This window comes from Neorhizobium sp. JUb45 (assembly GCF_004343585.1).
Classification (GTDB): domain Bacteria; phylum Pseudomonadota; class Alphaproteobacteria; order Rhizobiales; family Rhizobiaceae; genus Neorhizobium.
On sequence record NZ_SLYW01000003.1, the window covers coordinates 355,692 to 373,179 of the forward strand.

Annotated in this window: 11 protein-coding genes; 3 read left to right on the plus strand and 8 right to left on the minus strand. The window is 61.0% G+C overall.

Features of this window, described 5'->3' with window-relative positions:
* Position 1: 1 nt before the first annotated feature.
* Entirely contained in the window at positions 2-799 is a 798-nt protein-coding gene (pcaD, locus tag EDF70_RS14280; RefSeq protein WP_132274504.1) for a 3-oxoadipate enol-lactonase, read from the minus strand.
* A gap of 89 nt (positions 800-888) precedes the next feature.
* Between pcaD and pcaQ the strand changes: the two genes are divergently transcribed.
* On the plus strand, positions 889-1,815 hold the full coding sequence (gene pcaQ / locus EDF70_RS14285; RefSeq protein WP_132274507.1) for a pca operon transcription factor PcaQ: 927 nt from the start codon (positions 889-891) through the stop codon (positions 1,813-1,815).
* 26 nt (positions 1,816-1,841) lie between these two features.
* On the opposite strand, the gene EDF70_RS14290 is transcribed toward pcaQ, so the two are convergent.
* The 3 genes from EDF70_RS14290 to xylF all read right to left on the minus strand — a co-directional run bounded on the left by EDF70_RS14290 (position 1,842) and on the right by xylF (position 5,642).
* The gene (locus EDF70_RS14290) at positions 1,842-3,005 is read right to left on the minus strand and encodes a sugar ABC transporter permease (RefSeq protein WP_132274510.1); all 1,164 of its coding nucleotides are present in this window, start codon (positions 3,003-3,005) and stop codon (positions 1,842-1,844) included.
* Positions 3,006-3,036: 31 nt separating this feature from the next.
* Positions 3,037-4,572 (minus strand): xylose ABC transporter ATP-binding protein, encoded by a 1,536-nt coding sequence (locus EDF70_RS14295; protein ID WP_132274513.1) that lies wholly within the window; start codon positions 4,570-4,572, stop codon positions 3,037-3,039.
* 62 nt (positions 4,573-4,634) lie between these two features.
* Positions 4,635-5,642 (minus strand): D-xylose ABC transporter substrate-binding protein, encoded by a 1,008-nt coding sequence (gene xylF, locus EDF70_RS14300; protein WP_132274516.1) that lies wholly within the window; start codon positions 5,640-5,642, stop codon positions 4,635-4,637.
* A gap of 467 nt (positions 5,643-6,109) precedes the next feature.
* Here xylF and EDF70_RS14305 point away from each other — a divergent pair, with 467 nt between their 5' ends.
* Together EDF70_RS14305 and EDF70_RS14310 are read left to right on the plus strand one after the other, a co-directional pair.
* The gene (locus EDF70_RS14305) at positions 6,110-11,605 is read left to right on the plus strand and encodes a glutamate synthase-related protein (protein WP_132274519.1); all 5,496 of its coding nucleotides are present in this window, start codon (positions 6,110-6,112) and stop codon (positions 11,603-11,605) included.
* A 10-nt stretch (positions 11,606-11,615) separates the two neighbouring features.
* Positions 11,616-13,358 (plus strand): sulfite reductase subunit alpha, encoded by a 1,743-nt coding sequence (locus EDF70_RS14310; RefSeq protein WP_132274522.1) that lies wholly within the window; start codon positions 11,616-11,618, stop codon positions 13,356-13,358.
* A gap of 76 nt (positions 13,359-13,434) precedes the next feature.
* On the opposite strand, the gene tpiA is transcribed toward EDF70_RS14310, so the two are convergent.
* The 4 genes from tpiA to EDF70_RS14330 form a co-directional block, all read right to left on the minus strand.
* The gene (gene tpiA / locus EDF70_RS14315) at positions 13,435-14,187 is read right to left on the minus strand and encodes a triose-phosphate isomerase (protein ID WP_132274525.1); all 753 of its coding nucleotides are present in this window, start codon (positions 14,185-14,187) and stop codon (positions 13,435-13,437) included.
* 5 nt (positions 14,188-14,192) lie between these two features.
* Positions 14,193-14,975 (minus strand): SDR family oxidoreductase, encoded by a 783-nt coding sequence (locus tag EDF70_RS14320; RefSeq protein WP_348639722.1) that lies wholly within the window; start codon positions 14,973-14,975, stop codon positions 14,193-14,195.
* A gap of 3 nt (positions 14,976-14,978) precedes the next feature.
* Positions 14,979-16,508: a sugar ABC transporter ATP-binding protein gene (locus EDF70_RS14325; RefSeq protein ID WP_245519169.1), complete on the minus strand. Its 1,530-nt coding sequence runs from the start codon at positions 16,506-16,508 to the stop codon at positions 14,979-14,981.
* A 62-nt stretch (positions 16,509-16,570) separates the two neighbouring features.
* Entirely contained in the window at positions 16,571-17,449 is an 879-nt protein-coding gene (locus EDF70_RS14330; protein ID WP_245519207.1) for a substrate-binding domain-containing protein, read from the minus strand.
* Positions 17,450-17,488 lie beyond the last annotated feature (39 nt).

Sequence of the window (17,488 nt, forward strand, 5' to 3'; positions counted from 1 at the left end):
TTCACTCTCCGGGCAATTGCGCGAGAAAATCACGAAGCACGGCAGCAAAGGCTGCCGGCGCTTCGACGCAAGGGATGTGGGCGGCGTTTTCGATGACGTGATAGCGGCTGCCGGGAACGAGATCGGCAAGCGAGCGCACGAGGTCCGGCGGCGTGGAGCCGTCTTCCGCGCCAACGATGCAGAGGGTGGGCACGGCGATGTTTCTGGCGGCCTCGGTGAAATCCGCGTCGCGGATGGCGGCGCAGGTGCCAGCGTAACCGGCGACCGGCTGGCGCAGCAGCATGTTACAATATCCCCGATAGGCCGCGTTTTCCGGCACACGATAGGCGGCGGTGAACCAGCGCTGCATGATGCCATCGACCATTGGACCAAGCCCTTCCGCCTGGACCTTGGCGATGCGCTCTGCCCACATGTCGGCCGTGCCGATCTTGTGAGCGGTATCGGCAAGGATGAGTGCGCGCACCAGATCCGGCCGAGACACATAAAGTGACTGCGCGATCAGTCCGCCAACGGAGAGGCCGCAGAGGATGACATTGGCATAACCGAGATGATCGATCAGCCCGGCGAGATCGGCAGCGTGGTCCTCGATCCGATACGGTGGCTGGCCAAGATCGGAGAGGCCATGGCCGCGCTTGTCGTAGGTGATTACGGTATAGTCGTCGATCAGTTTCGGCAGGACGAGATCCCAGATGCGCGCATCCGTGCCAAGCGAATTTATGAACACGATTACCGGCTTGCGGTCACCCGCGCCCGCTACGTCATAACGGATGACGATGTCGTTGATCGAAACGAACTGCATCTGAAATCTCCTCCGGAGACAGATTGCAGCGATCAAATGGTTAGGTAAAATGATTTTTGGGCGCATTTCATTAACCGGGGGATTATGAATTGAAAGCCAATCGCGTCAAATTCCGGCATTTGCAGACGTTTGTGGAGGTGGCGCGCCAGAAGAGCGTGGCGAAAGCGGCGGATATTCTGAGCGTGAGCCAACCGGCCGTGACAAAAACCATTCGCGAGCTGGAGGAAGCGCTCGGCGTTGCCGTCGTGGAGCGCGACGGGCGCGGCATTCGGCTGACGCGCTACGGCGACGTTTTCCTGCGCCATGCCGGTGCGGCGCTGACGGCGCTCAGGCAAGGCATAGACAGCGTTTCGCAGGAGCTGTTCGATGCAGCTCCTCCCGTACGGGTCGGTGCGCTGCCGACCGTTTCGACGCGCATCATGCCGCGCGCCATGTCGATGTTTTTGAAGGAAAACACTGGCAGTCGGATAAAAATCGTCACCGGCGACAATGCTGTCCTGCTGGAACAGCTGCGGGTTGGCGATCTCGATCTGGTGGTGGGGCGGCTGGCGGCGCCGGAAAAGATGGCGGGCTTTTCGTTCGAGCACCTTTATTCGGAACAGGTGGTGTTTGCCGTGCGTGCCGGTCATCCGCTGCTGGGGCGGGGCATCTCCATATTCGAGGGATTTGCCGATTACCCGGTGCTGATGCCGACGCGGGGATCGATCATCCGGCCCTATGTCGAACAGTTCCTGATCGCCAATGGCGTCGCCAACCTGCCGACCCAGGTTGAAACGGTCTCGGATGCGTTTGGCCGCGCCTTCGTGCGCCAGAGCGATGCGATCTGGATCATTTCGCGGGGCGTGATCGCCACCGATCTGGCCGACGGGTTTCTGGCGGCGCTGCCGATCGATACGTCGGAAACGCGCGGGCCGGTGGGGCTGACCATTCGCGCCGATGCGACGCCATCCCTGCCGCTGACGATCCTGATGCAGACGATCCGGCAGGCGGCGGAGGACGTGCTTGCCGGCGAGTAAGTGTTCACGCCGGCAACCGCATCGGATCAGAGCCGTTTCACGCCCGACGAAATGATGTCGAGATAAACGGCGATGACGAGGATGATGCCCTTGATGATCTGCTGCCAGAACGTATCGACGCCCAGCATCGACATGCCGTTGTCGAGGCTTGCCATGATCAGTGCCCCGACCAGCGCACCGATGACCGAACCGACACCGCCACGCATGGACGTGCCGCCGATGAAGCAGGAGGCGATCGCATCCAGTTCACCGCCGAAACCGGCCGAAGGTGTGCCGGCGGCAAGGCGCGCCGTGGTGGTGAGGCCCGCGAGTGCGGCCATCAGGCCCATCAGGCCGAACACCGACATTTTGACCAGATTGACGTTGACACCGGAGAGCCGCGTCGCCTCGGAATTAGAGCCGGCGGCATAGATATAACGGCCGAACACCGTGCCCTTGGCGATAACCGTGAAGACGGCCAGCACGAAAAGAAGCAGCAGAACCGGCACCGGAATGCCCTGATAGGAATTCAGCACCAGCACGAAACCAAGAATAAGAAGCCCGGTGCCGAGCAGTTTTGCGGCCTCCATGACCGGTGTCGGCACTTTCAGATTGTGCAACAGGCGCTTGCGCCGGGTTCTGATCGCCATGAACAGCAGCACGGCGAACAGCAGGATGGCGCAGCCATTGCCGAGCCAACCCGGCAGATAACCCTGGCCGATATACTTCAGGCCCGGAGAGACCGGCGCGATGGTGATGCCGCCGGTCAGGCCCAGCACGGCGCCACGAAAGGCGAGCTGCCCGCCAAGCGTGACAATGAAAGAGGGGATACCGAGATAGGAGGTCAACCAGCCGTTCATCAGGCCAAGGGCAGCGCCCGCCAGAAGCACGAAGGCGATCGTTCCGGCCAGCGGCCAGCCGTAAACCGCATCGAGGATGGCCGCGATGCCGCCGAGAAGCCCGAGCAGAGAACCGACCGACAAGTCGATTTCGCCGGCGACGATGACAAACACCATGGCTGCCGCCAGCATGCCGGTAATCGCCATCTGGCGGAGAAGGTTGGAAAAGTTGCGCGCCGTCAGGAAGCCGGAGACACCGGTATCGGTATTGTAGGTGAGATATCCGAACAGCGCCCAGATCAGCGCCACCACGATCAGAAGCGCGACGATCTTGTTTTCGGACAGGAATTTTCTGAAGAGTATGCCAGTCATATCAAAACCTTCACCAGCAATGACATAAGGATCAGGCGACCTGTGCGGCATGGCCGATCGCGGCCGCCAGCACCTGTTCCTGGGTGAGATTGTCGTTTACGAAATCGCCACGCAGCTGCCCCTCGCCGATGACGAGGACACGGTCGGAAATGCCCAGAACCTCCGGCAGTTCGGAGGACACCATCAACACCGCCACGCCGGTCTTGGCGAGCGCGAAGATCAGTTTGTAGATCTCGTATTTGGCGCCGACATCGACGCCGCGTGTCGGTTCGTCGAGGATCAGAACACGTGGTTCCGGCAGCATCATTTTCGACAACACCGCCTTCTGCTGGTTGCCGCCCGAAAGCGAGGCAATCGGCAGCATCGGATCGGCCGTCTTGATCTTGAGGCGGATAATTTCGGCCTGGATCTGCGCCAGTTCCTCGTGTTCGTCGATCAGGCCGAAACGCGCGAAACGGCTGAGCACCGAAATCGTCATGTTGTGGCCGACACCGATGATCGGCAAGATACCGCTCTTCTTGCGGTCCTCCGGCACCATGCAGATGCCGGCTCTGACGGCGTCGCGTGGCGTTTTGATCGACACTTCCTGGCCGTCGAGATGAATGGTGCCCTGATGCGCGGTCGGATAGGCGCCAAAAAGGGTCGAGACCAGTTCGGTGCGACCCGCCCCCACGAGACCGGCAATACCGAGGATTTCGCCCTTGCGGATTGTGAGCGAAACATTGTCGACCACCTTGCGCTCGGGATTGGTGACATCCCAGCAGGTGATGTTGCGCGCCTCGAGGATCACCTCGCCGATGGCGTGGTCTTCCTTCGGATAGAGATTTTTCATCTCGCGGCCGACCATCATCGTCACGATGCTGGCGGTGGTGAGTTCCGCCATAGGCTGCGTGCCGATATGCGTGCCGTCGCGGATGACGGTGACGGTGTCGGCGATTTCAGCCACCTCCTCCAGCTTGTGGGAGATGTAGACGCAAGCCATGCCGTCGGCCTTGAAGCGCTTGATGAGATCGAGCAGCGTGCGGATTTCCGACGAGGTCAGCGCCGAGGTCGGCTCATCGAGGATCAGGAGTTTGGCGTTCTTGTTGAGGGCCTTGGCGATTTCGATCAGCTGCTGCTTGCCGCCGGAATAGTTGAGGACCGGCAGGGCCGGATTGATGTCGTGCACGTTGAGCTTGGCGAGCAGCTCCTGTGCCCGCGCATTCATCGCGTCGTAATCGAGAAAACCGTGATTGCTGATCTCGTTGCCGAGAAAGATGTTTTCCGCCACCGAGAGATGCGGCACCATCATCAGCTCCTGATGGATGATGGCAATACCGGCCCTTTCGGTTTCCCGGATGGAGGTCGCTTTCAGCTCCCGCCCTTCCCAGAAAATTTCACCATCCCATGTGCCATGGGGATAAACCGCCGACAGCACCTTCATCAGCGTGGATTTGCCCGCACCGTTTTCGCCGCAGAGACCGACGCATTCTCCGGGGCGGACCTGCAGATGAATGCCATCCAGAGCCTTCACGCCGGAAAAGCTCTTGGAGATGTTCTTCATCTCGAGAAGAAAAGATTCGCTCATGACACCTCGCACATGAAAACAAGGCCCCGGAACCGTTCAGGCTCCGGGGCCAATCGGCCGGATTATTTCAGGCCGATCTGTTCCTTGGTGTAGAAGCCGTCCTTGACGTAGATATCGATGTTGTCCTTGGTGACGGCGGTCGGCGTCAGCAGAAGCGTATCGACATCCTTGGTGCCGTTGTTGATCTTCGAGGTGAAGGCAGGCTTTTCGCCCTTGACCAGCTGGACCGTCAGCTTGGCAGCCTCGGATGCGATCAATTTCAGCGGCTTGTAGACGGTGACGGTCTGCGTGCCATCGAGCAGGCGTTTGACGGCGGCAAGGTCGGAATCCTGACCGGAAACCGCAGTCTTGCCGGCAAGGCCCTGTGCGGCGAGTGCCTGGATGGCGCCACCGGCGGTGCCGTCATTGGAGGCCACGACCGCATCGATCTTGTTGTCGGCAGCCGTCAGAGCATTTTCCATGATGGAAAGCGCTTCGGTCGGGCTCCATTCCTTGACCCATTGCGAGCCGACGATCTTGACCTTGCCGGCATCGACCGCTGCCTTCAGCGCCTTTTCCTGGCCGGCACGCAGATATTTTGCGTTATTGTCGGTCGGCGAACCGCCGAGCAGGTAATAATTGCCCTCCGGCTTCACCTTCAGCACGTTTTCCGCCTGCATGAAGCCGACGCGCTCGTTGTCGAACGAGATATAGGCATCGACATCGGCATTGAGGATCAGCCGGTCATAGGACAGGACCTTGATGCCGGATGCCTTGGCATCGGCCACGACCGCATCGAAAACCTTCGAGTTCATCGGGACGATGACGATGGCATCGACACCCTGGGCGATCAGGTTCTCGACCTGCTTGACCTGCTTTTCTTCATTGCCATCGGCCGACTGAACGCTGACCTTGGCGCCCAGCTGCTCGGCCGCAGCGATAAAGTAATCGCGGTCGCGGACCCAGCGCTCGACGCGCAGGTCGTCAATCGAAAAGCCGATGACCGGCTTGTCGGGCGACCCGCTGGCTGTACCGGCGAATGCGCCGACCACAAGGCTGATGGCCGCGCATGTGAACAGAAACTTCTTCATATCCTACCCTCCTCATAGTCGCGGCCGTGATTGGCGCGCTCTCCCAACGCTCATGCCCGGCGGGCATGCTGAACCGCAGAACGAGCCTTGCCCGCTCCGCAGCCGTTGCCTCCAAATGCGGCTTGCGCCACATCAGCGACCAACCGCGCAAAGACGGTCGATCACTCTCCTCAGACAATTGATACGACGACTCTCGATGGTTGCAAAGAGTTTTTGATTTACGTACCTCACGTGCGAGTGTTTGTCGCAGCCGAGGCGCGTTCCAAATTCGCAAAACAAGGGCAGATTGATCGGGGCAGATCAAAAGGTCGCGCCGTTTCAACGCAAGCATGTGCAGCTTGATGCGCTGATCGATACGATCGCTGCGGTTCATGCACGTGCTGCACCGCACAATCATTTAAACTTGACTCTTTAAATCCTGTTATTTAGGTCAATACAGCTGACTTATTTCTGACGGGAGCAGGCATATGGAATCGACCAACACATCCTTCGGCCTTTACGATCCTGCCGATGAGAAAAGCAGCTGTGGCGTCGGGTTTATAACGCGAAAAGACGGCATCCAGACCCATGACGTGCTGGTAAAGGCGCATGAGGCGCTGTGCGCCGTCCCGCATCGCGGCGGCATGTCCGCCGAGGGTGTCGGCGATGGTGCCGGTATTTCTGCGGACCTATCTTTGGGCTTTTTTCGCAAGCTGACCGGACGCCCCGATCTGCAACCGCGCCGTTTCGGTGTCGGCAATTTTTTCCTGCCGGCTGATCCCGCATTCCATGATGAAGCCGAGCAGGTCATCGAAGCAGCGTTGGCAGAGCAGGGTTTTGAAATTTTTCTGAAGCGCGACGTGCCTGTCGACAATGACGCCATCCGGCCGGCCGCCGCCCGTCACCAGTTGACGATCCGGCAGTGGGTTTTCGGCTGTCACAGCGAAACCGCCTCGCTGGCGGAATTCGACTTCCGCATCCACAAGGCGCTGCTTGCCATCGAGGCCGATGCCTATACGCGGCCGGAACTCGCCGGGCTTTATCCGATCTCGCTCAGCGCCCGCACGCAGGTGCTGAAGGGTCGCCTCAACTCCGACGAGGTCATCCCCTATTTCCGTGATCTGGTGGACCCGGACCACACGATCCACACCATGTATTTTCACACGCGGTTTTCAACCAATACCGATCCGCATCCATCGATGGCTCAGCCTTTCCGGCAGATGGCGCATAACGGCGAACTCAACACCGACCGCAAGAACCGCCTCTCGGAAACGGCCATCGCCGCCGCCAAGAATGCCTCGATCATCCGCCCGAAAGGCCAGTCCGACAGCTGCCGTCTCGACCAGACGCTGCAGTCGCGCGTGCTGGAAGATGGGCTGGACCTCGTGACTGCCGTCGTCTCGATGATGCCGCCGGCATGGGAAAATGACGATACGCTGTCGGCCGAGGTGGTCGCCATGCTCGAATATTTTTCGCTTTACGAGGAAAAGAACGACGGCCCGGCGGCGCTGATTTTCGGCAATGGCGACGTCATCGGCGCGCGCCTAGACCGTCTTGGCCTGCGCCCGCTGCGAACCGTCGAGACGGCGGACTATCTCTGCGTTATGTCGGAAGCCGGCCAGATCGCCTTCCCGCCGGAAACCGTACTCAGCCGCGGCCGTATCGAAGCCGGCGGCATGCTGGTCTATGACCATATCGAAAAGCGGGCCTATGGCACGGTCGAGGCGCTGGAAATGCTGGCGGCCCGCAAGCCCTATCGCGATCTCCTGGTCGACGCGCGCGTACGCCTTGCCGACCTGCCCGAAATCCCGGCGGACATACAAGGATCGCCGCAGCGTTACAATGGCGATCTGGAACGTCATCAGCGTTATGTCGCCTATTCCCACAATCAGGAAAGCTTCAAGTTCCTGATGGACCCGATGCTGGCGACGGGCGCGGAAAAGATCTCCGCCATGGGTTATGGCAATGCCATCAACGCGCTGTCCGATCAGGAAGGCGGTGTGGCAAAATATTTCTCGCAGCGTTTTGCGCAGGTCACCAACCCGCCGCTGGACAGCATTCGCGAGGCGGACGGCATGACGCTGCGCATCGCGCTGGGCGCCAAGCCAAATATCGGTGCGAAAGCCGCACGGCAGATCGTCGTCCCGTCGCCGATCCTCACCCATCTCGACATGCTGAAGCTGCGCGAACAGACGGAAACGCCGCTTCGCCGTTTTGATATGCTCTACACACCCGACCTTGGAGATGCCGAGGCCAATGCAAAGGCTCTTGAAGCTGGTATCGGCGCGCTTTGCAATGCCATCGCGATCTTCGCGCGCGCAGAAGGCGGCATTGCCGTGATCACCGACCGGCATGTGGCGCGTGACCGCGCCGCTCTGCCGATGATCCTCGTCGTGTCCGCCATTAACCAGAAGCTTATCGAGGAAGGCGCGCGCCTGCGTGTTTCGCTGGTGGTGGAAAGCGGCCAGATCTCGTCGTCTCACCATGTCGCGGCAGCCCTCGGCTTCGGCGCTTCCGCCGTATATCCGCTCGGCGTGCAGTTCCGCGCCGAGGAAAAGTTTGGCGCGGATGCCGACAAGGCGTTCAAGCGTTTTGCCAAGGCGGCGGAAAAGTCGCTGATGAAGACCATGGGCAAGGTGGGCTTGTGCACCGCCGAAAGCTATGTGAGCGGCGAATTTTTCGAGCCTAATTTTCTCGACACCAGCGATCCGGTACTGAAGCGCTATTTCCCCAACGTCAAGACACCGGTCGGCGGCGTCAACTTCAAGGTCATCGCGCAGGCCGTTGCCGACTGGCACGCCAAGGCGCTGACCGTGAAGGGTGAGGACGACATTCCGCTGCTTGGGCTGTTCAAGGAACGCGCCGAGGGCGCCGGCCACTCCTTCGGCACCACCGCCGTGCGCGGTTTCGTCGACATGACCGAGGAAAAGCTAACCTTTGCGGAGCCGGATGGCGAGGAAGATCCGTTCCTGCGGCTTCTCACGCTCAATCGTTTGGGCGACGCGTTCGGCATCGATGACGCGGCTTATACGAACAACAGTTATGACCGCCTGTCGCCGGATGCCATCAACCGGTTCGCGATCACGCCGGGCTACCGCGCCTTTGCGCGCATGATGACGGAAGAACGTGCCCGCAGACCGGCCGCCCTTCGCGACGTGCTGGCCTTTCCGGCCGACGTCACCTTTGCCAATTCACCGGACGATTTCCGCAAGGAAATGAAGCGTTTTTCGTGCAAGGGCAATAACAGCTTTCTCGTGCGTGGCCTGACCTGTGAAGCCTTTCCCGACGACATGTTCCGCCTCACCCTGACAGGACCGCAAGGCGGTGATCTTGCCCGGCTCGATGCGCTGGGACAGTCGCTCGTCGCCCGTTTCGGCAGCGATATTCTCGGCCATTGGCTGGAAGCGGGGGCGCTTGCCGTTCACGCCGGCGGTCAGGCGCTCGCCTATCTGAAACTTCTCGACAAGGCACCGGCAGGCATCGCCCTCGAAGACGTGCAACCGGCAAACGAGATCACCCCGCTGCTTGCCTCTGGTGCCATGAGCCACGGCGCGCTCGTCTCCAATGCCCATGAAGCGGTTGCCCACGGCACCAACATGGTCGGCGGCATGTCGAACTCGGGTGAAGGTGGCGAACATATCTCCCGTTACGGCACTATCCGCGCCTCGCGCATCAAGCAGTTCGCGTCGGGTCGTTTCGGTATCTGGGCCGGTTATCTCGCCGATCCGATGCTGGAAGAACTGGAAATCAAGATCGGCCAGGGCGCCAAGCCCGGCGAAGGCGGACAGTTGCCGGCAGCCAAGGTGACGGTTGAAATCGCCGCCGCCCGTGGTGGCACGCCGGGTGTCGAGCTCGTCTCGCCTCCCCCGCATCACGATACCTATTCGATCGAGGATCTTGCGCAACTCATCCACGACTGCAAGGCAGCGCGCGTGCGCGTCATCGTCAAGCTCGTCTCCTCGGAAGGCATCGGCACGATCGCGGTCGGCGTTGCCAAGGCGGGTGCGGATGTCATCAACGTGGCCGGCAATACCGGCGGCACCGGTGCTGCCGCCGTCACCAGTCTCAAATATACCGGCCGGGCCGCCGAGATCGGCATTGCCGAGGTGCATCAGGCGCTTTGCGCCAATGGCCTGCGCCAGAAGGTGCAGCTGCGATGCTCCGGCGCGCACCAGACGGCAAGCGATGTGGTCAAGTCTGCTTTGCTCGGCGGCGACAGCTTTGAATTCGGCACGACGGCGCTGATGATGTTGAAATGCGTCATGGCCAAGAACTGCAACATCAAGTGCCCGGCCGGTCTCACCACCAATGCGGAGGTTTTTGACGGTGATCCGCGGGCACTGGCGCAGTACCTGCTCAACATTGCCCACGAAACCCGCGAGGTTCTGGCATCCCTCGGCTTCAGGTCCTTAAGCGAAGCACGCGGACGCAGCGATCTTCTTCACCTTCTCGACCATCCCTCCAGCGTCGGGCAGCTTGACCTCCGCGCCATGTTGCAGGTGGTCGAGGAGGTGAAGATCTCCGATCCGGTTTACATGGAGAAAGATTACGCGGTCGATGACGCCTTTATCGACATGGTGCGCTCGGCACTGATCGACGGCGGACTGCCTGTGGTCGAGCTTGGCGGCAACTACCACCTGAACAACCGCAACAAGAGCGTCGGCGGTCAGCTCGCCGTCGATATCGAGCGCATGCTCAACCACGAACTGAGCGAGGATGAGGCCCGCCATCTGCCGGCCGTACGGCAGGACAAGCGCGGCCGCCGTTTCCTCGACGCCGGCTCGGTGAAGATTGCCACATCCGGTTCGGCCGGCCAGTCCTACGGTGCCTTCTGCAATGACGGCATGATGCTGACCCATACCGGCACCTGCAATGACGGCGTGGCGAAAAGCGCCAATGGCGGCACGATTTGCGTCCGCTCCCCCGGTGGTGGCTCGGCAGAGGCGGGCGGCAACGTGCTGATCGGCAATTTCGCGCTGTTCGGCGCCACAGGCGGTCGCCTGTTCGTCGAGGGCCAGGCCGGCGACCGGTTTGCCGTGCGCAATTCCGGCTCGACGGCTGTCGTCGAGGGTGTGGGCGATTTTTGCTGCGAATACATGACCAATGGCGCCGTTCTCAATCTCGGCTCTTTCGGCAAGGGTGTCGGCAACGGCATGAGCGGCGGCTTTTTCTACCAGTATGACCCTTATGGCGACCTGCCGAAGAAGATTAGCCATGACTCGGTGCTGATCGGCTCGATCGCCGATGGCAATGATCCGCATGCTGCCTTCCATGCCGACGCGATCCGCATGATGCTGGAATGGCATGTGGAAGCGACCGGATCGGAAAAGGCCCGCTGGCTGCTCGACAACTTTGAAAGCGAGCGGTCGAATTTCGTCTATGGCCTGCCGCGCGCGCTGCTGCTCTATCAGGACAGCGCTTCCATCCTGAAGGCGAAAAGCCGCAAGGACCTGATCGAGGAATTGTCGGTGGCACTCGCCGGCCATCAGGTGCGCAAGTTCAAGCTTGCCTATCGCGATCGCAAGCCGATCCTGAACGGCAAGGCGCCCGGTCATGGCGAAACGGATACCAACGAGATGTTCACGCTGCTGAACAACTATACGGTTCTTTCCATGGCGCAGTCTCTGGCCATGGCGCGTGTACCGAATGCGCTTGGGCCGTCAGAACCGGCAGTCGAGAAGGCGGTGCGCAACCTGATCCTCACCGAGGATTTTGCGCTGATGCAAAAGCTGTCCCGTTATGCCCGCGAGGCGATTGCCGATTACGACGATGAAGGGCTTGCCGTTCTCGTCTCGGAAAAGCGGCTCTCCGATTATCGCCAGGCACTTGCCGGCCGCAACACGCTGTCGATCGACTGCCCCGGCACCTACGGCTGGATCATCCAGCAGACCGCCAGCAATCGCGGCCGGATCGGCCGCATCCCGAGCTTCGAAGAACTTTTTGCCGCCAAATCCGTCGCCAGCCTCGCAACGGCCAGATCGTGAGACCCGAAGAATGATGACCCCTCACATCCCCGCGGACGCCCCGTTCAACAGCGACCAGCGCGCCTGGCTTGCCGGTTTCATGGCCGGCATGAACTCGCGTCTCATTGCCGGAGAAAGTGTCGCGAGCGCCCCTGCGGCCAATGCTGCACAGCCGATCCACATTCTTTACGGCACCCAGACCGGCAATGCCGAGCAGGTGGCGATGGATGCCGCAACGGCCGCAAAGACGCTCGGCATGGCACCGGACGTGCATGGCCTCGACGATATCGACATGGCGCAACTTGCGGCCATGCGCCATATCGTGATCGTCACATCCACCTATGGCGAAGGCGAAATGCCCGACAATGCCCAGCTGTTCTGGGAAGCATTGTCCGCCGATAGCGCTCCACGCCTCGAAAGCCTGAAATTTGCCGTGCTCGCCCTGGGTGACACCGGTTATGACGGTTTCTGCCAGGCCGGCAAGCTGATCGATACGCGCCTCGAACAACTGGGCGCGACGCGTATCACCACCCGTCTCGATTGCGATATCGACTTCGAGGACGCCGCCGCCGCATGGCTTGGTGAAACCCTGCCGCTGGCTGCTGACAAACCCGCCGCCGGCGTGGTGACGACGACAGCCCCCTCCCCGGCGCGCGAGGCAATCGGCTGGAGCCGCAAGAACCCTTATGCCTCGACACTTGCCGTCAACCGCCGCCTCTCCGGCTCTGCCTCGACCAAGGAAATCCGCCATTTCGAATTCGATCTCGGCGATAGCGGCCTATCCTATGAGGCAGGCGATGCGCTCGGTGTCATGCCGGTCAACGATCCGGCGCTGGTCGCGCGTCTGATCGCAGGGCTTGGCGCTTCCGCCGAGACGGAGATCGGCGGTTCATCGCTGATGGAACTGCTTTCCAGCCGATACGAAATATCGACGCCATCGCGTGATCTGATCGCCGAGGTCGAGCGCCGCGCCGGCCATGAGGAACTCAGCCATGTCATCCGCAACGGCGACAAGGAGGCGCTCGACGCCTTCCTGTGGAGCAAGGACAGTCTGGACCTTGTTTCCCTCATTCCCCAGGGCGGTCTGAATGCCGCGGAATTCATCGGTCTGCTGAAGCCGTTGCAGCACCGCGCCTATTCCATTTCCTCAAGCCCGAAGGAGGCGGCCGGCCACGTCCATCTCACCGTCGCCAGCGTCCGTTACCACGCTGCGGGTCGTGATCGCGGCGGCGTCTGCTCGACCTATATGGCCGACCGTGTTGCCGAAGGCGCTGCTGCCGGCATTTTCGTTTCGCAGAACAAGGCATTTCGCGTGCCGACCGACAATGACACACCGATGATCATGGTCGGCCCCGGCACCGGCATCGCACCGTTTCGCGCCTTCCTGCAGGAGCGGCGTGCCCGTGGCGCCAAGGGCAGGAACTGGCTGTTTTTCGGTGACCAGCGTCGCGAGAGCGATTTCATCTACGAGGACGAGCTTGCCACGATGAGCCGCGACGGCCTGCTAACCCGCCTCGACCTGGCTTTTTCGCGCGATCAGAAAGCAAAAATCTATGTCCAGACCCGCATGAAGGAAAACGGCAAGGCGCTGTTTTCCTGGCTTGAGGAAGGCGCATCCTTCTATGTCTGCGGCGATGCCAGCCGCATGGCCCGTGACGTCGATGCGGCACTCGCCGAGATCATTGCCGAACATGGCGGCATGACACAGGAAAAGTCCGCCGATTACGTCGCCGGACTGAAGCGCGACAAGCGGTATCTGCGGGATGTCTATTGATAGCCATCCCGCCTTGGGCCTTATGGCGACAACGCCATGAGGCTCCGGGACGGGTGGCGCAAGGCCTGCCGGCTCGTCAGAACGCGTTGACGATCGACAGAAAATCGCTGGATTTCAGGCTGGCACCACCGACAAGCGCGCCGTTGACATGATCGATACGGGCGATTTCCGCGGCGTTATCGGCCTTGACCGATCCGCCGTAGAGGATGCGCAGACGGCTGCCTTCATCGCCGTGCGAAACGATGATGGAGCTGCGAATGAAGGAATGCAGCTTGGCGATGGCATCGATGCTCGGCGTACGGCCGGTGCCGATGGCCCAGACCGGTTCATAGGCGATGACCACCGAGCCGGCTGTGCCTTGCGCGGGAACCGATTGCTGCAACTGGCGCAGCAGCACGTCCTGCGTTGCGCCTTTCAGCATTTCCTCTTCGGTTTCACCGATGCAGATGATGACCTGCAAACCGGCTTCCATGGCGCGTTCCGCCTTGCGTTTCACATCCGCATCGGTTTCTTGGCGGCCCTGACGACGCTCCGAGTGCCCGACGATAACGGCACGGCCGCCGCTATCGGCAACCATGGCCGCCGATACGTCACCGGTATAGGCGCCGTGGGTCTCGCCGCTGCAATCCTGCGCACCGATGACAAGTGCCGTACCGACCGACCGCGTGCTGGCCGCGGCCAGAAGCGTGGTCGGTGGGCAGATCAGCGTGTCGAGGCGATGTTTGTAACCATCGACGCCTTCGGCGATCAGCGCGATTTCGGAGAGCGAATGGGCAAGCCCGTTCATCTTCCAGTTTCCGGCAATCAGCGGACGGATCTGTTCACTCATGGCCGTTACCACGCAGAAAAACCGCCATCGACCAGCAGGTCGTGGCCGGTAATGAAGGATGCGGCAGCGCTGGAGAGGAACACGGCCGGGCCGACCATTTCGTCGACGGTGGCGATGCGGGCCATCGGCGTTTCATTGGCAAAGATTTTCAGTTGGTCTGCCACTTCCGGGCGCTTGTTCATCGGCGACAGAGTGTAACCCGGGCTGATGGCGTTGACGCGAAGGCCCTTTTCCACCCATTCCATCGCAAGGCTCTTGGACAGGTGGATCACACCGGCCTTAGACGTGTTGTAATGCGCCTGCGACAGGCCGCGATTGACGATCGAGCCGGACATCGAGGCGATGTTGACGATCGAACCTTTTTTACGCGGCAGCATCACGCGCGCCTGCGCCTGGCAGGAAAGGAAAACGCCGGTGAGGTTGACATCCATCATCTGCTGCCAGCGTTCACGCGGCATATCCTCGGCCGGCATGGCGTTGGCGATGCCGGCCGAATTGACCGCAACCGTGAGAGCACCTAGCTCCTTTTCGGCACCTTCAACGGCTGCGGCCAAATGTTTCTCATCCGATACGCTGCCTTCGAAAACAAAGCCGTTGCGGCCATGCGCCTTCACGGCATCCAGCGTTTCGGCAAGGCCCTTGGCCGAAAGATCGAACAGCGCCACATCGGCGCCGGCTTCCGCCAGACCGATGGCAATCGCCTGACCGATGCCGCTGCCGGCACCAGTGACAAAGGCAACGTCGCCGGAGAGAGAAAAGAGTTTCATGATGGTCTCCTGAACTTCAATTTTTTAGGCGGTTGCCCGCTCCATGACGGCGTGGCGCGTGGCTTCCGCGCCGGAAAGGATGCCCTGATTGCGGCCACGGGCCATCACCAGAACCTTATGGGAAAGCCCCAGAACCTCGTCGAGGTCGGAGCTGACGACGATGACGGCCATGCCCTGTTTAGCGAGTTCGGCGATCACGTCGTAGATGGCGGAACGGGCGCCGACATCGATGCCGCGTGTCGGTTCATCGAGGATGACAACTTTGGGGCCGGCCGAAATGGCACGGGCGATGACGATTTTCTGCTGGTTGCCGCCGGAGAGTTCATTGGCGCGCTGGTCGGCGCTGCCCTTGATGCCGAAACGCTTGATGGCAGTGGTGGCAAAGTTGCGGATTTCCGTCGGCGTGACCCAGCTGCGCGGGGTGATGCGCGGGTAATTGCCGAGCGCGATATTGTTACCGATCGTGTGTTCGAGCACGAGGCCCTGCAGCTTGCGATCCTCCGGCACCAGCGCAATGCCGGCGGCCATGGCATCTGCCGGGCTTTTCAGCGTGATTACTTTACCATCGACGGAGACGGAGCCGGTTTTCACCGGATCGGCACCGGCAATGGCGCGCACCAGTTCGGTGCGGCCGGCACCGACGATGCCGGCAATGCCCATTACCTCGCCAGCGGAGACCGTGAAGCTGACATCGTGGAAATCGCCTTCGGCTGAAGAGAGGTTCTTCACTTCGATCAGCGGCTTGTGGGTGGGGGCCGGCAGATGCGGAAAGATGCGATCGAGCTGGCGGCCGACCATGGCTTCCACGAGATTGGAAACAGGCACCTTGGCGCTGTCGAAATTGGCGACCAGTTCGCCGTCACGCATGACGATGACGCGGTCGGCAATGCGGGCGATCTCTTCCAGACGGTGCGAGATATAGATGAAGGACACACCTTCATTCTTGAGCCGCTCGATCTGCTCGAACAGCTTGTCTGTTTCTTCGCCACCGAGTGCCGCGGTCGGCTCGTCGAGAATGAGGAAACGGGCGTTGAGCGTCAGCGCCTTGGCGATTTCCACCTGCTGCTGGGCGGCGACGCGCAGATATTTGACCTTGGTGGCCGGCGATACATTGAGGCCGAGGCGTTTCAGCTGTTCATCGGCACGGCGATACATTTCGAAATTGTCGATACGGCCGGAACGGGTCGGCAGGCGGCCGACAAAGATGTTTTCGGCAATCGACAGTTCGGGAAGCAGGCGCATTTCCTGATGGATGAGACCGAGACCGGCATTCAGCGCATCGGACGGCGTTGCCGGGGAATAGGGCTCACCCTGCCAGCGCATCTCACCTTCGCTCGGGATCACGAGGCCAGCGATGATCGACGACAGCGTCGATTTTCCGGCGCCGTTTTCACCCAGAAGCGCAACGACCTCGCCCTTTTTGATGTCAAAACTGACATTCTTCAGAACGGTGATCTTGCCGTAGGTTTTCGAAACATTGCGCACCGACAGGATGGTCTCGCCTGCCTGGCTGCTTGCGGGGCTTTCGATGGTCTGATCCGGCTGCATGGGCATGTCGGCCTCCTTTTCCGAGCATGGGGCCTGCGCCCCGGATGAACCGGGGCGCAGAATATTGATCAGGGATGTTCCTTGATGAAGGCTTCGGCATTGTCTGCTGTGGTCAGCGTGGCCGGCTGCAGCTGTTCTGCCGGCGGCTTCGTGCCCTTGATCAGGTCGAGAGCGGACTTCAGGGCCAGACGACCCATGCCTTGAGTCTGTTGGGTCATGGTGGCCTTCAGCGTGCCGCTCTTGACGGCTTCGAGACCGGCGCGGTCACCATCGAAACCGACGATGATGGCGTCGGTTACGCCGCCGACCTTGGCAGCCTGTGCTGCACCGAGCGCCAGCGCATCGGCGCGGCCGAAGAAGATGTTGATGGTCGGGTTACGCTGCAGCATGTCCTGACCGATCGCGAAACCTTCATCCTGCGCCCAGGCGTTCGATGCCTGACGTCCGGCTTCCTTGATGCCGGGGCACGCCTTCATGGCTTCGGAGAAACCCTTGTCGCGATCCTGCTCCGGCGTCGTGCCGAGCTGGCCCTGGATGATGGCGAGAACGCCCTTGCCACCCGAAACCTTGCAGACGTAATCGCCGAGTTCCTTGGCCGCGGCAACGCTGTCGGTGGCGATGAACGTGTCGCCGGGTGCGCCTTCCGGGTTGCGGTCGACGGTGACGACGGGGATTTTTGCTTCCTTGGCAGCCTTGACCGGGACGGTTGCGGCGGTCGCGCCGGCCGGGATGTAGATCAGCGCCTTGACCTGGCGGGTGATCAGATCCTGGATCTGGCTGACCTGCGTGGCGCTATCGCCCTTGGCATCGACGGTGACGACTTCAATGCCCTGTTCCTTCGCGGCTTTTTCGACCGATTCCTTGATCTGGTTGAAGAAGTCTGCCTGCAGGTTGGCGACGGCGAGACCGATCGTGACCTTTTCCTGGGCGTTGGCGGCAAAAGCCATGGCCGAGAAGGCGACGGTGGCTGCGAGCATGCGGAAAGT